The 13,822-nt window shown below is 70.9% G+C and carries 13 protein-coding genes; 6 read left to right on the forward strand and 7 right to left on the reverse strand.

Annotated features, from left to right (window positions below):
• Positions 1-46 precede the first annotated feature (46 nt).
• From treS to sppA, 5 genes are all read left to right on the forward strand, one after another.
• Positions 47-1,756, forward strand: a complete 1,710-nt coding sequence (gene treS / locus ACFP1K_RS10140; protein WP_380749571.1) for a maltose alpha-D-glucosyltransferase — start codon at positions 47-49, stop codon at positions 1,754-1,756.
• Complete coding sequence (locus tag ACFP1K_RS10145) at positions 1,753-3,171, forward strand: maltokinase N-terminal cap-like domain-containing protein (protein WP_380749574.1); 1,419 nt, start codon at positions 1,753-1,755, stop codon at positions 3,169-3,171. Before treS ends, ACFP1K_RS10145 begins: the two co-directional genes overlap by 4 nt.
• Before the next feature lie 83 nt (positions 3,172-3,254).
• A complete protein-coding gene (locus tag ACFP1K_RS10150; protein WP_380749577.1) occupies positions 3,255-3,707 on the forward strand; it encodes a hypothetical protein in 453 nt (150 codons plus the stop codon).
• 131 nt (positions 3,708-3,838) lie between these two features.
• Entirely contained in the window at positions 3,839-6,061 is a 2,223-nt protein-coding gene (gene glgB, locus ACFP1K_RS10155) for a 1,4-alpha-glucan branching protein GlgB (RefSeq protein ID WP_380749580.1), read from the forward strand.
• A 48-nt stretch (positions 6,062-6,109) separates the two neighbouring features.
• Entirely contained in the window at positions 6,110-7,801 is a 1,692-nt protein-coding gene (gene sppA / locus ACFP1K_RS10160; protein WP_380749583.1) for a signal peptide peptidase SppA, read from the forward strand.
• 132 nt (positions 7,802-7,933) lie between these two features.
• On the opposite strand, the gene ACFP1K_RS10165 is transcribed toward sppA, so the two are convergent.
• Entirely contained in the window at positions 7,934-8,344 is a 411-nt protein-coding gene (locus ACFP1K_RS10165) for a cupin domain-containing protein (RefSeq protein WP_380749586.1), read from the reverse strand.
• A gap of 60 nt (positions 8,345-8,404) precedes the next feature.
• Between ACFP1K_RS10165 and ACFP1K_RS10170 the strand changes: the two genes are divergently transcribed.
• Positions 8,405-8,878 carry a MarR family winged helix-turn-helix transcriptional regulator gene (locus tag ACFP1K_RS10170; RefSeq protein WP_380749589.1) on the forward strand — a complete coding sequence of 158 codons (474 nt, stop codon included), beginning with the start codon at positions 8,405-8,407 and terminating at the stop codon, positions 8,876-8,878.
• Here ACFP1K_RS10170 and ACFP1K_RS10175 read toward each other — a convergent pair.
• The 6 genes from ACFP1K_RS10175 to ACFP1K_RS10200 form a co-directional block, all read right to left on the reverse strand.
• Positions 8,872-9,762 (reverse strand): maleylpyruvate isomerase family mycothiol-dependent enzyme, encoded by an 891-nt coding sequence (locus ACFP1K_RS10175; RefSeq protein ID WP_380749592.1) that lies wholly within the window; start codon positions 9,760-9,762, stop codon positions 8,872-8,874. The two genes, ACFP1K_RS10170 and ACFP1K_RS10175, sit on opposite strands and share 7 nt — an antisense overlap.
• A gap of 105 nt (positions 9,763-9,867) precedes the next feature.
• Positions 9,868-10,347, reverse strand: a complete 480-nt coding sequence (locus ACFP1K_RS10180) for a flavin reductase family protein (RefSeq protein WP_380749595.1) — start codon at positions 10,345-10,347, stop codon at positions 9,868-9,870.
• An 85-nt stretch (positions 10,348-10,432) separates the two neighbouring features.
• Positions 10,433-11,347 carry an ABC transporter substrate-binding protein gene (locus tag ACFP1K_RS10185; RefSeq protein ID WP_380749598.1) on the reverse strand — a complete coding sequence of 305 codons (915 nt, stop codon included), beginning with the start codon at positions 11,345-11,347 and terminating at the stop codon, positions 10,433-10,435.
• A gap of 38 nt (positions 11,348-11,385) precedes the next feature.
• Entirely contained in the window at positions 11,386-12,057 is a 672-nt protein-coding gene (locus ACFP1K_RS10190) for an ABC transporter permease (RefSeq protein WP_380749601.1), read from the reverse strand.
• Positions 12,054-12,716, reverse strand: a complete 663-nt coding sequence (locus tag ACFP1K_RS10195; protein WP_380749604.1) for an ABC transporter permease — start codon at positions 12,714-12,716, stop codon at positions 12,054-12,056. Before ACFP1K_RS10195 ends, ACFP1K_RS10190 begins: the two co-directional genes overlap by 4 nt.
• The gene (locus tag ACFP1K_RS10200) at positions 12,709-13,770 is read right to left on the reverse strand and encodes an ABC transporter ATP-binding protein (protein WP_380749609.1); all 1,062 of its coding nucleotides are present in this window, start codon (positions 13,768-13,770) and stop codon (positions 12,709-12,711) included. Before ACFP1K_RS10200 ends, ACFP1K_RS10195 begins: the two co-directional genes overlap by 8 nt.
• Between the last annotated feature and the right edge of the window lie 52 nt (positions 13,771-13,822).

Raw genomic sequence — 13,822 nt, forward strand, 5'->3', positions numbered from 1 at the left:
CGGTACAGCGGATAGGCGAGCATAAAGCACAGCGGGGAGTCCACAGGTGAGCTTGACGCCTCAACCCGTCCCGAACACCTTCACACACGAAAAGCCGCGCGACCCAAGGTGGTACAAGCGCGCCGTCTTCTACGAGGTCCTCATCCGGGGCTTCGCGGATTCCAACGGGGACGGGACAGGTGACATTCGCGGCCTCATCAGCAAACTGGACTACCTCCAGTGGCTCGGGGTCGACTGCCTGTGGCTTCTCCCCCTGTACGAATCCCCGCTGAAAGACGGCGGGTACGATATTTCGGACTTTATGAAGATCCTCCCGGACTTCGGGGACCTGGGGGACTTCATCAAGCTCGTCGACGAGGCGCACAAGCGCGGCATGCGCGTCATCGCCGACCTGGTGATGAACCACACCAGCGACCAGCACCCGTGGTTCCAGGCGTCCAGGCACGACCCCACCGGCCCGTTCGGCGACTTCTACGTGTGGTCCGACGACGGCGACCAGTACAGCGACGCCCGCATCATCTTCGTCGACACCGAGACCTCCAACTGGACGTACGACCCGGTGCGCGGCCAGTACTACTGGCACCGGTTCTTCCACCACCAGCCGGACCTCAACTACGAGAACCCCGACGTCCAGGACGCCATGCTCGAGGTCCTGCGCTTCTGGCTTGACCTCGGCATCGACGGCTTCCGGCTGGACGCGGTCCCCTACCTGTTCGAGCAGGAGGGCACCAACTGCGAGAACCTCCCGCAGACCCACGCCTACCTCAAGCGCTGCCGCACCGAGGTGGACCGCCTCTACCCCGACCGGGTCCTGCTGGCCGAGGCCAACCAGTGGCCGGCCGACGTGGTCGAATACTTCGGCGACCCGGTGACCGGCGGCGACGAGTGCCACATGGCGTTCCACTTCCCGCTGATGCCGCGCATCTTCATGGCGGTGCGCAGGGAGACCCGCTACCCGATCTCCGAGATCATGGCCCAGACGCCGAAGATCCCGGAGAACTGCCAGTGGGGCATCTTCCTGCGCAACCACGACGAGCTGACCCTCGAGATGGTCACCGACGAAGAGCGCGACTACATGTACACCGAGTACGCCAAGGACCCGCGCATGCGGGCCAACGTCGGCATCCGCCGCCGCCTGGCCCCGCTGCTGGACAACGACCGCAACCAGATCGAGCTGTTCACCGCCCTGCTCCTCAGCCTGCCCGGCAGCCCCGTGCTGTACTACGGCGACGAGATCGGCATGGGCGACAACATCTGGCTGGGCGACCGGGACGGCGTCCGCACCCCGATGCAGTGGACCCCCGACCGCAACGCGGGGTTCTCCGACTGCGACCCGGGCCGCCTGTACCTGCCGGTGATCATGGACCCGATCTACGGCTACCAGGCGCTCAACGTCGAGGCGCAGCAGCGCAACGCGGGCTCGATCCTCCACTTCACCCGCAAGATGATCGAGATCCGCAAGCGGCATCCGGTCTTCGGGCTCGGGGAGTTCATCGAGCTGAACTCCTCCAACCCCAGCGTCCTGGCCTTTGTCCGCGAGCTCGGCGACGACCGCGTGCTGTGCGTCAACAACCTCTCCCGGTTCCCGCAGCCGGTGGAGCTCGACCTGCGGCGGTTCGAGGGGGTCACCCCCGTGGAATGCACGGGCGGTGTGCCTTTTCCCCCGATTGGCGAACTTCCGTATCTTTTGACGCTGCCTGGGCATGGGTTCTACTGGTTCACCCTTCCACCCACGACAGCAACCGAGGAGACGTGAGACCTACGTTCGAAGAGCTGCTTGCCGGCTGGATCACCCGTCAGCGGTGGTTCGCCGGCAAGGGCCGCGCGATCACCGACCTGGCCGTAGAGGCCGCCACCCCCCTGCCCCTTCGTGGTCCTGCAGAATCCCGCCACAGCGATGTGGCGGCTTCCTCCAGGACCACGGACGCCGCGAACACACTCCCCGTCACCGTACGCCATCTGGTGATCACCGTGCGCCAGGGCGCGCACACCGATCGCTATCAGCTCCTGCTGGGTTTCCGCCCCGAGCTGCCGCAGCGCCTGCGGCACGTGTCGATCGGCGCCACCGCCGAGGGGGTGGCCTACGACGCCGTGCACGACGCCGAGGTCACCGGGCTGCTGCTCTCCTCGATCGCCGAGGGCGCCGAGATCGGCCCGCTGCGGTTCCGCCACATGCCTGGCGTGGAGATCGACACCTCGCCGCGCAGCCTGGTGCTCGGCGCCGAGCAGTCCAACACCTCCCTGGTCTACGGCGACGCCTACATCTGCAAGCTGTTCCGCAAGCTGGTGCCGGGGGTGAACCCCGAGCTGGAGATCGTGTCGGCCCTGGCCAGGCGCGGCTCGCCGCACATCGCCAAGCCGTACGGCTGGATCGAGACCGAGGTGGACGGCGAGAACACCACCCTGGCCTTCACCCAGGAGTTCCTGCCCACCGCCTGCGACGGCTGGGCCCTGGCGCTGACCAGCGTGCGCGACCTCTACGGCTCGCTGGCGGGCACCACGGCGGGCGACGCGGGCGGCGACTTCGCCGCCGAGTCCCACCGGCTCGGCGTGGCGACCGCCCACCTGCACAAGGAGATGGCCTCCGCCTTCCCCACCGGCTCCATCGAGGCCCCCGACGTCAAGCGGATGGTCGAGGGGTTCCGCAGGCGGCTGGACAGCGCCATCGCCGAGGTCCCGGACCTCGCCGGGCACGCCCGGGAGGCCCACGAGGCGTTCGACCGGCTGGCCGACATCGGCCACCCCATCCCGGTGCAGCGGGTGCACGGCGACTACCACCTCGGCCAGGTCATGCGCACCCCGAGCGAGTGGGTCGTGCTGGACTTCGAGGGCGAGCCCGGCCAGCCCCTCAGCGAGCGCCGCGCCCTGGACTCCCCGCTGCGCGACGTGGCGGGCATGCTGCGGTCGTTCGAGTACGCGGCGCGCCACCTTCTGTTCGACCACCCGTCCCCGGCCGAGCTCGCGCCGCGGGCCGCCGAGTGGGCCGAGCGCAACCGCGCGGCGTTCCTCGCGGGCTACTCGGCGGGCGGCGGCGGCATCCGGGGGGACGACGCGGTGCTGCTGCGCGCCCTGGAGCTGAGCAAGGCCGCCTACGAGGTGGTGTACGAGGCGCGCAACCGGCCCACCTGGCTGGCGATCCCGCTCGCCGCGTTCAGCGGCCCCGGTGCCTGACCGCACGCCGTCCCTCATGACGGGCTCCACGTCGGATACGATCCGTCGCAGTCATGTGACGGTGCGTGAGATGTGGAGCAGGGGTGGCACGAAGGCGGCTCACGGTGGCGTTGGCGGGCGCTGCCACCCTCGCCGTGGGGCTCGGGGTCGGCCTGGCCGTCGGGCTCTCCATGCCGCCGCACGAGCCGCGGCGGACGGACGGGCAGGCGACCGCGCCCGTGGAGCCGCCGCCGCGCATCCGTGCCCTGGACACCCGCCCGGCCCCGGCCCGGTGGGAGGAGCGGTACGCCACCCAGCTGCTGCTGGCGCATCCCACGCTGGGCGAGACCATCCGCGGCGAGTACGCCAGGGCGACGGGCCGGCGGCTCGGGTCGGCGTCCGAGCTGCGGGTGCACACGCTGATCTTCCGGCGGCACGGGTGCGAGACGCATCGCTGCCTGCAGGTCTTCATCCGGTTCCCCGGCGGATCGTGGCTCGACGTGGGGCGGGTCGTGGTCGATCTCTCCACCGAGTCGGTCCGCGTTCTGGAATGGTGAAAAATCACTATCTGGGGGTCGGTGGTGGCACGCTCACCGGCCCGCCCGGCGGCACCGCCATGAGATGGCGCGCGGATCCGGGGCAGGGGTACATGACCGAACCACCGTGCTGAGGAGCGATTGGCGATCCGATGAACGCGGACCTTGACCTGAACCGGCTGGCCGGCGGCGCCCACCACGATCCGCACTCGATCCTGGGCGGGCACCTCACCCCCGAGGGCCTCACCGTGCGGGCGCTGAAACCGCTCGCCGAGAAGGTCGAGCTGGTGCTGGACGACGCCGTGCACGAGATGACCCACCAGGCGTACGGCGTGTTCGCCGTCACCCTGCCCGGCGTGGACAAGGTCCCGCCCTACCGCCTGCGGGTCACCTACACCGGCAATCCACCGGTCGAGACCGGCGACCCCTACCGCCACTGGCCCACGCTCGGCGAGATCGACCTCCACCTGATCGGCGAGGGACGGCACGAGCGCCTCTGGGAGGTGCTCGGCGCCCGGGTCGTGCGGCACGACGACGTGGAGGGCACCGCGTTCGCCGTCTGGGCGCCGAACGCCCGGGGCGTGCGCGTGGAGGGCGGCTTCAACCACTGGAACGGCGCCGCCTATCCGATGCGGTCCCTCGGCCGCACGGGGGTATGGGAGCTGTTCGTGCCCGGCGTCGGGGCGGGCGAGCACTACAAGTTCTCCGTGCTCGGCGCCGACTCGGTCTGGCGCTCCAAGGCCGACCCGATGGCCCGCCGCACCGAGCGGCCCCCCGCGACCGCGTCCGTGGTGGACGTGTCGGACTACACCTGGGCCGACGAGGAGTGGATGGAGGCCCGCGCCGGGCGCGACGCGCTGGCCGGGCCGATGACCGCCTACGAGGTGCACCTCGGCTCGTGGCGTCCCGGCCTGACCTACCGCGAGCTGGCCGACCAGCTGGTCGAGTACGTCAAGGAGATGGGCTTCACCCACGTGGAGCTGCTGCCGGTGGCCGAGCACCCCTTCGGCGGGTCCTGGGGCTACCAGGTGACCTCCTACTACGCCCCCACGTCCCGTTTCGGCGGGCCCGACGAGTTCCGCCACCTGGTCGACCGGCTGCACCAGGCCGGGATCGGCGTGCTGCTCGACTGGGTGCCCGCGCACTTCCCGAAGGACGAGTGGGCGCTGGCCAGGTTCGACGGCACCCCGCTGTACGAGCACTCCGATCCCCGGCGGGGCGAGCACCCCGAGTGGGGCACCCTCATCTTCGACTTCGGCCGCCGTGAGGTGCGCAACTTCCTGGTCGCCAACGCCGTGTACTGGCTCAAGGAGTTCCACATCGACGGCCTGCGGGTGGACGCGGTCGCCTCGATGCTCTACCTGGACTACTCCCGCCGCGAGGGCGAGTGGACCCCCAACGTCTACGGCGGCAGGGAGAACCTCGACGCCGTCGAGTTCCTCAAGGAGATGAACACCGTCGCCTACCGCGAGGCGCCCGGCATCGTCACCATCGCCGAGGAGTCCACCGCGTGGCCCGGCGTGTCCCGCCCCGTGCACATCGGGGGGCTCGGGTTCGGGTTCAAGTGGAACATGGGCTGGATGCACGACACCCTGGCCTACCTGCACCACGAGCCGGTGTTCCGGCAGTACCACCACCACCAGATGACGTTCTCCCTGATGTACGCCTACTCGGAGAACTTCGTGCTCCCCTTGTCCCACGACGAGGTGGTGCACGGCAAGGGCTCGCTGCTCGGCAAGATGCCCGGCGACGAGTGGCAGCGGTTCGCCAACCTGCGGGCCCTGTTCGCGTTCATGTGGGCGCACCCGGGCAAGAAGCTGCTGTTCATGGGCGGGGAGTTCGCCCAGGGCCTGGAGTGGTCGGAGGAGCGCGGGCTGGACTGGTGGATGCTCGACTTCGAGCCCCACCAGGGGGTGCGGCGGCTGGTCCGCGACCTCAACCACGTGTACGCCGCGACGCCCGCGCTGTACTCGCAGGACCACTCCCCCAAGGGCTTCGAGTGGATCGACGCCGACGACGCCTCCGGCAACGTCTTCTCCTTCGTGCGCCACGGCTCGGACGGCTCGATGCTGGCCTGCGTGGCCAACTTCTCCGGGTCGCCGCACGAGGACTACGTCATCGGGCTGCCCGCCGGCGGGCGCTGGGACGAGGTGGTCAACACCGACGCCTACGACTACCACGGCAGCGGCATCGGCAACCTCGGCGCGGTGGAGGCGGTGGCCGAGCCGTGGCACGGCATGCCGTTCTCCGCGCGGCTGCGGGTGCCGCCGCTCGGCGCGCTGTGGCTGCGCAGGCCCGCGCCGGAGGTCCAGGACGAGGCACCGGCCGCGGACCCTGCGGAAACCGCTGAGCAGGAGGAATCCCGCGGAAACTGACCGGTCGCCGTGCGCCTCTTCCCCCGGATCGTCGCCTAGGGTGTCGCTATGGACGCGACAAAGGCGATCACGGACACGGTCGACCGGTTCCGGCAGCGGCGCAGCGCTCCCCTGCTCCTCGAGCTCGATCTCACCGACGGCCTCATCGAGGGCCCGCCCGCCGATCCACTAGGCGCACTGCTGTCCATGCGCAAGACCCGCCTGGCCGACATCCTCGCGGGTCTGCGCCGGGCGCGCACCGACCCCAGGGTCAAGGGCCTGGTCGTCAAGATCGGCGGCCAGCCGATCGGACTGGCCATGGTGCAGGAGCTGCGGTCCGCGGTGACCGCGCTGCGCGAGTCGGGCAAGCGCACCGTCGCCTTCGCCGAGACGTTCGGCGAGTTCGGCGCGGGCACCGTGCAGTACTACCTGGCCAGCGCGTTCGGCGAGATCTACCTCCAGCCGTCCGGGGACGTCGGGCTGACCGGCATCTCGCTCGAACAGCGTTTCATCAAGAACGCCCTCACCAAGCTCGGCGTCGACTACCAGGTGGGGCAGCGGCACGAGTACAAGACCGCCGCCAACATGTTCACCAAGGACCACATGACCGAGCCGCACCGCGAGTCCGCGGCGCGGATCGCCGAGTCGGTCATCGAGCAGATCGTCGCCGGGATCGCCGACGGCCGCGGGCTGCCCGCCGAGCGGGTGCGCGCGCTGATCGACCAGGGGCCGTTCATCGGGACGGAGGCCATCGAGGCCGGCCTGGTCGACCGGCTGGCCTACCGCGACGAGGTGTACGAGGAGATCCGCGACGAGGGCGACCTGCTGCTGTACGTCGGCCGGTACGCCAAGGGGCCGATCGGCAAGAAGCTGCCGCGGCCCGGCGAGAAGGTGGTCGCGCTGGTGCACGGCACCGGCATGATCCGCCTCGGCCGCAGCGGCCACAGCCCGCTCGGCGGCGGCGGGGCCATGGGGTCGGACACCATGTGCGCGGCGCTGCGCTCGGCTCGGCGCGACGAGAACGTCAAGGCCATCGTGTTCCGGGTCGACAGCCCCGGCGGGTCGTACGTCGCCTCGGACGCCATCTGGCGTGAGGTGCTGCTCGCCCGGCGGGCGGGCAAGCCGGTGATCGTCTCCATGGGGGACGTCGCCGCGTCGGGCGGCTACTTCGTCGCCATGGGCGCGGACGTCATCGTCGCCCAGCCCGGCACGCTGACCGGCTCGATCGGGGTGTTCGGCGGCAAGCCCTCGCTGGAGGGCCTGCTGGAGCGCATCGGGGTGACCTCCGAGGCGGTGGACGTCGGCGCCAACTCCGGCATGTTCTCCACGAGCAGGGCGTTCTCCGAGCCGCAGTGGGCCCGGGTCAACGCCTGGCTCGACCGGGTGTACGACGACTTCGTGGGCAAGGTCGCGCAGGGCAGGAACATCGACCGCGACCGCGCGCACGAGCTGGCCCGCGGCCGGGTCTGGACCGGCGCGGACGCGTTCGGCCACGGCCTGGTCGACGAGCTCGGCGGCCTGGAGGACGCCCTGGCCCTGGCCCGCGGCCGGGCCGAGCTGCCCTCCGACGCCCCCGTGCGCAGCTACCCCCGCATGCACCCCCTGGAGCGCCTGCGTCCCGCGGACTCCAGCGAGGACAAGGCCGCGGCGCTGGCCCGTATCCGCCTGGAGTCCTGGGGCCCGCTGACCCGCCTGGCGGCCGAGCTCGGCCTGCCGAGCTACGGCCCACTCATGATGCCCGGCTGGTGGACCATCCGCTGAGCCCGGCGCCCGCCCCTCCCCGCGGCACGCGACGATGCCGACACGCGGTCAGACCATCCGGACGGGTGCGGGCTCGCCGGCGCGCGGGCCCGGCCGGACGATCCGTACGGGCTCGCCAGCGCGCGGGCCCGGTCAGACCGTCCAGGCGGGCACGAGCTTGTCCCCGTCCGGGACGGCGCAGCCCGGGGGGACGTCGAGTACGCCCTGGGTGGCGTACGCCCGGCCACCCGCAGGGGCGGCCACGACGGCCGTGAGGTCGCAGGGCCCCGTGTGCACCCGGCGGGGTGCCCCGGCGGGCATGACGACGGTGTCGCCCGGACCCACCTCGGTCGTCTCGCCGTCCAGCTCCACCGTCGCGGCGCCGGACAGGACGGTCCACACCTGCTCGGTGTCGAAGGCGTGCGGCGGGCCGGAGCGCCCGGCGGGCATGTCCACCCGCCAGACGGCGATGCCCGCGCCGCCCTGCCGCGGGGAGGCGAAGGTCGTCATGACGGCGATGGGTGTCTCGGTTCTGCGGCTGTCCGCGTGGCGGATCACAGGCATGGGACACGACTCCAATAATAGACAATGTGGTTGTCTATATAGTGAACGAGGTTGTCCATAGTGTCAACTGACCCGCCCGGCTTCGAGCTACCCCTCCGGCTCTTCCTCGGCTTCCGCACCCTCATCGACGACCTGCACGCCGAGCTGGCCCGCCAGGGCCACCCCGACATGCGCCCCATGTACGGCTTCGTCCTGCAGGCCATCGGCATCCGCGGCACCACCGCCGCCGACCTCGGCCGCACCCTCGGCGTCTCCAAACAGGCCGCCGGCAAGACCGTCGACAACCTGGAACGCCTCGGCTACGTCCAGCGCGGCAGCGACCCCCACGACGCCCGCCGCAAGACCGTCCGCCTCACCGAACGCGGCGTCGACTGCCTCGCCCGCTCCGCCCGCATCTTCGACGACCTCCGCGCCACCTGGGCCAAGACCATCGGCGAGGACCGCCTCCGCGCCCTGGAGTCCGACCTGCGCCAGGTCACCCCGCCTGCCCTGTTCCACCTGGACGTCCCGGGGTGGTTCAACGGCTATCAGTGAGCCTCGGCCGCCGAGCCCCTCGCGTACGGGATGGTGGGCACACGGACGGTGCGCAGGAACTCCGGCAGGAGCCAGGGGCGGCGGCCCCAGGCGGTGAGGCCGCCGGTGAGGATGGCGCGGGGGCGGCTGATGCGGCCGAAGAGCATCAGGTTCAAGGTGGCGGGGGCGAAGGCGACGTGAGCGTCGGGGGCGGGGCCGGGGGGTTCGGCGGTGACGTCGCCGTGCTGGACGACCAGGGTGGCGGGGATGGTGTGGCGGGAGTGGAAGCGGATGGCGATCCGGCGGGGGGAGAGGGGGCCGGGGCGGGTCAGGAGGCGGCCGGTGTCGTGGGCCAGCATGCCGAGGAGGAACAGGTTGAAGAACAGGGCGGCGTGGGGTGCGGGGATCGGCCAGCGGGAACCGGCGGCGGAGGCGATGTCCCAGCCGTGCAGGAGCATCTCGTTGACCAGGTGAGCGAGCAGGCCGCCGATCGGCACGATGGAGCCGCCGAGCCAGGGCACGGGGGTGGCGGGGTCGGCGTCGGCGGTGATCCGCAGGATCTCGGCGATGTCGTCGCGCAGCCGCGCGGCCAGCACCCGCGGGACGCGCTCGGGGAAGCGCTCCAGTGAGAGGTCGTTGAACAGGCCGATATTCTCGATGGTGACCGGCGCGAACGCGGCCTCCAGCCCGCCGATCGGCGGCGGCGAGCCGTCCGCCCTGACCATGGCCGTGTACAGCCGGGAGATGACCACGACGTGCGCGGCGGTCTCCGCCACCGTCCACTCCTTGGTCGCCATCGCGCCGGGGTCGGAGGCACCCGTCACCAGGTCGGCGAACCGGTCACCGGTCTCCTTCAGCGCGGTCCGCGCCAGGGTCCACTGGTCGTGCGGCACGGTCACGGCCATACTGCCCTCCGCCGGTCGGGGTACGGATCTCTCAAAGATCCACCCGATCGGCGGGCCCGGACAAGGCCAGCCGACGGATCGGGACCGGCACCGGGGTGCCCCTTGTCAGCCGAACGCGCGGTAGCGCCCGCGCAGGCGGACCAGAGGGGGCAGGGACGGGTCGACGTAGTCGACGGCGAGGACGGTGGCGACGAACAGGGTGTGGTCGCCGCCGGGGACCACACGGGAGGTCTCGACCTCCATGGCGGCCACGCCGCCGTCGATGATCATCGCGCCGGTGCGCGCGCCGCGGTGGTGGGGATCGCCCGCCACCAGCAGGCGGGCGCTCGGGCGGCCCGGGGTGGCGAAGCGGCTGGCGATCACGGCCTGGGTGCCGGACAGCAGGGTCACCGCCCACTGGTCCTGGCGGAGCATGACCTCGCACAGGTAGCCCGCCGAGTCCAGGCTCAGCAGGACCATCGGCGGATTCACCGACAACGAGGTGAAGGTGGTGACGGTGGTGCCGATGTCGTCCCGCCCCTCCTGCACGGTCACCACCGCCACCCCGGCGGCGAGCTGCCGCATCGCCTCGGTGAACTCGTTCATGGGGCTCTCTTCGTGGTTGGGGACGCGCGAGGGCGCCCGCCTCCACCGTACGGGGGAGAGGGCGCCCTCGGCCTGGATCAGGCGTCTAGAGCAGGCCGTTCTGGGTCAGCCAGTCCTTCGCCACGGCGGGCGGGTCGTCCTTGTCGACCGCGACGCGCTTCATCATGTCGGTCAGGGAGGTGGTGTCCAGCTTGGCGGAGATCGCGTTGAGCGTGGTGCGCACGGTGTCGTTGACGCCGGCCTTGAAGACCAGCGGGGTGACGTTCTGCGCGCTGAACACGTTCTTCGGGTCCTGCAGCGGCACCAGGCCGTTGATCAGGATCTTGGGGTCGGTCGTGAAGACGTTGCCCACCTGGATGTCGTCGCTCTTGATGGCGTCCGCGGTGGTCTCACCGGTCGGCTTCCACTCCTTGAACGTCAGGCCGTAGACGTCCTTGAACTGGGCCTCGCGGCGCTTCTTGAACTCCGGCGGGCCGCCGACGGTGAAGTCCTTGGCGACCTTGGCGAGGTCCTCGATGCTGGCCAGCTTGTACTTGTCGGCGTTCGCCTTGGACACCGTGAGGGAGTCCTTGTCCTCCGCGGGGGAGGAGTCCAGGAGCTCCACCTGCGGCGGCATCTTGACCTTCAGCTCGCCGTTGACCTCGTCCTTGCTCGCCCCCGTGCTGTTGGGGTCGAGGTAGCTGAGCAGGCCGCCGTTGTACTCGGGGAGCACGGTCAGCATGCCGTTCACGACCTGGCCGAAGATGACCTCGCGGCTGCCGATGTTGAACTTCTCCTCGACCGGCACCCCCTTGGCCTGCAGCGCCTGGGAGTAGATCGAGGCGAGCAGCACGTTCTCCGGGAAGTTGGCCGAGCCGATCACCACCTTGCCGGTCCCGGACCCCGACGCGGTCGGTGCCGGGGCGGGGCTGGCGTTGGTGAGCGGGTCACCCCCGCCGCATGCCCCCAGCGTCAACACCGCGGCCAGGGTGACCGCCGCGGCGCCTATGGTTCTTCTCATCGAAATATATTCCCTTCTAAACCAGGGGGTATTGTAGACTATCGGACCCGTGCCCGCTGGGAGACGCCTGGGGAGACGGCCACCCGCTGCAGGAGCGAGAAACCCGCCTGCACGAGCAACGCCAGCACGGCCACGAGCACCGCTCCCCCGATCGTGCTCGGATAGTCCTTGGTCGCCAGGCCGTCGATGATGAACCGGCCGAGCCCGCCGAGGCCGACGTACGCCGCCACGGTGGCCGTCGCGACCACCTGGATCGCGGCGATGCGCAGCCCGAGCAGGATCAGCGGCAGCGCCACCGGCACCAGCGCGCGCAGCAGCACCTGCCCGCCGCGCAGCCCCATGCCGTACGCCGCGTCGCGGAGGTCCTCGTCGACCCCGCGGATGCCCTCGTAGGTGTTGACCAGGATCGGCGGGACCGCCAGCGCGACCAGCGGGACCAGCACCGGCCAGGTGGTTCCCACGCCGACCAGCAGCACGATCAGCACCACCAGGCCGAGGGTGGGCAGCGCCCGCGCCGCGTTGGCGGCGACCACGACCAGCAGTGCGCCGCGGCGGGTGTGGCCGATCAGCAGGCCGAGGGGCAGCGCGATCAGAGCCGCCAGGGCCAGCGCGGCCAGGGAGAACTCGATGTGCTCCAGCACCCGCAGGGGGATGCCGCTGGAACCCGACCAGTTCGCGGAGTTCCCGAAGAAGTCCAGCAGCCAGTTCACGCGGTCCTCCTGGCCCTCGCCCAGGGCGTGAGCAGCCGCTGGGCCAGCACGATGAGACCGTCGGCGAACACCGCCAGCACGACGACCAGCACGATGCCGACGACGATGGGGGTCGGGAACTGGCGCTGCCAGCCGTCGATGAACAGGTAGCCGAGGCCGCCGCGGCCGATGAGCGCGCCGACGCTGACCAGGCTGATGCTGGACACCGTGGCCACCCGCAGCCCGGCGAGCACCACGGGGACCGCGATGGGCAGCTCCACCTGGAGCAGCCGCCTGGTCGGCCCGAAGCCCATGGCCACCGCCGACTGGCGCACGTGGCCCGGTACCGCCGCCAGGCCGTCCACCACGGCGGGGATCAGCACCGCGAGGGAGTAGAACGTCAGCGGGATGATCACCGTGGCGCGCTCGGCGAGGCCGGTCAGCGGGATCAGCACGATGAACACCGCCAGGGACGGCAGCGAGTAGATGACGTTCATCAGGCTCACCGTCGGCTGGTACAGCAGCCGCCACCGCGCGCCCGCCAGGCCGAGCGGCAGCGCGATGAGCAGGCCGAGGATCACCGGCAGGATCGCCATGATCACGTGGTCGACCAGCAGGGACTGGATGCTCGGCCAGTTGCGGCCGATCCAGTCCCAGCGGACCAGCGGCTCCTCACCCACGGGCCGCCACCCCCGAGGCCCTGGCCAGCGCGCGGTCCAGCGCCTCCCGGGTGACGATCCCGGCGAACCTTCCCTCGCCGTCCACCGCGATGGCGCAGCCGGACGGCGCGAGCAGCGCGGCGTCCAGGGCGGTCCGCAGGGAGTCCTTGCCGAGGTCGAAGGTGCCGAACGGCTGGAGCCCGTCGGTCTGCGCGTCGGGGCCTGCGCCCGCGTCCGGGCGCCAGCCGAGGGGGTGGCGGTCGGCGTCCAGGACGACCGTCCAGCCGGGCACGGCGGGCTCCTCGCGCACCTCCAGGTCGCCGGCCGGGACGAACGACAGCCGCCGGATGCCGCGGTCCTTGCCGAGGAAGCCCTCCACGAAGTCGTCGGCGGGCTCGGTCAGCAGGGTGGGCGGATCGGCGAACTGCGCCAGCTTGCCGCCGACCCGCAGCACCGCCACGGTGTCGCCGAGCTTGATCGCCTCGTCGATGTCGTGGGTCACGAACACGATCGTCTTGTGCAGCTCGCCCTGCAGCCGCAGCAGCTCCTCCTGGAGGCTGGCCCGCACCACGGGGTCGACCGCGCTGAACGGCTCGTCCATCAGCAGGACGGGCGGGTCGGCGGCGAGGGCCCTGGCCACGCCGACACGCTGCTGCTGACCGCCGGAGAGCTGGAAGGGATAGCGCCCGGCCATCTTGGGGTCCAGCCCGACCCGCTCCATGAGCTCCATGGCGCGCCCGCGGGCCTTTTTCCTGTCCCAGCCGAGGAGGTACGGCACGGTGGCGATATTGTCCACGATCTTGCGGTGCGGGAACAGGCCTGCCTGCTGGATGACATAGCCGATGCCGCGGCGCAGCGTGGGGGGATCGATCTGCCGAATATCTTGCTCGTCGAGCAGAATGCGCCCGCTGGTCGGGTCGATCATTCTGTTGATCATTCGCAGTGACGTGGTCTTGCCGCAGCCTGACGGGCCGACGAACACCGTGATGCTCCCGGTGGGCACCTGGAGGCTGAGATCGTCGACCGCCACCGTCCCGTCCGCGTAACGCTTGGTGACGCCTTCAAATGTGATCACGCACGACCTCGTGCTTCTCGGCCGGGACCGGCTGGCCCGGGATCGTCGAGTC

The organism is Sphaerisporangium aureirubrum, from assembly GCF_042658925.1.
Taxonomy (GTDB): Bacteria; Actinomycetota; Actinomycetes; order Streptosporangiales; family Streptosporangiaceae; genus Sphaerisporangium; species Sphaerisporangium aureirubrum.

Coding starts and splice junctions, on each gene's coding strand:
- ACFP1K_RS10175 (WP_380749592.1), bottom strand. CDS start 9,762: ATGGCCGTGACCGTGCCGCACGACCAGTGGACCCTGGCGCGGACCGCG.
- sppA (WP_380749583.1), top strand. CDS start 6,110: ATGGACGCGACAAAGGCGATCACGGACACGGTCGACCGGTTCCGGCAG.
- ACFP1K_RS10185 (WP_380749598.1), bottom strand. CDS start 11,347: ATGAGAAGAACCATAGGCGCCGCGGCGGTCACCCTGGCCGCGGTGTTG.
- ACFP1K_RS10180 (WP_380749595.1), bottom strand. CDS start 10,347: ATGAACGAGTTCACCGAGGCGATGCGGCAGCTCGCCGCCGGGGTGGCG.
- glgB (WP_380749580.1), top strand. CDS start 3,839: ATGAACGCGGACCTTGACCTGAACCGGCTGGCCGGCGGCGCCCACCAC.
- ACFP1K_RS10165 (WP_380749586.1), bottom strand. CDS start 8,344: ATGCCTGTGATCCGCCACGCGGACAGCCGCAGAACCGAGACACCCATC.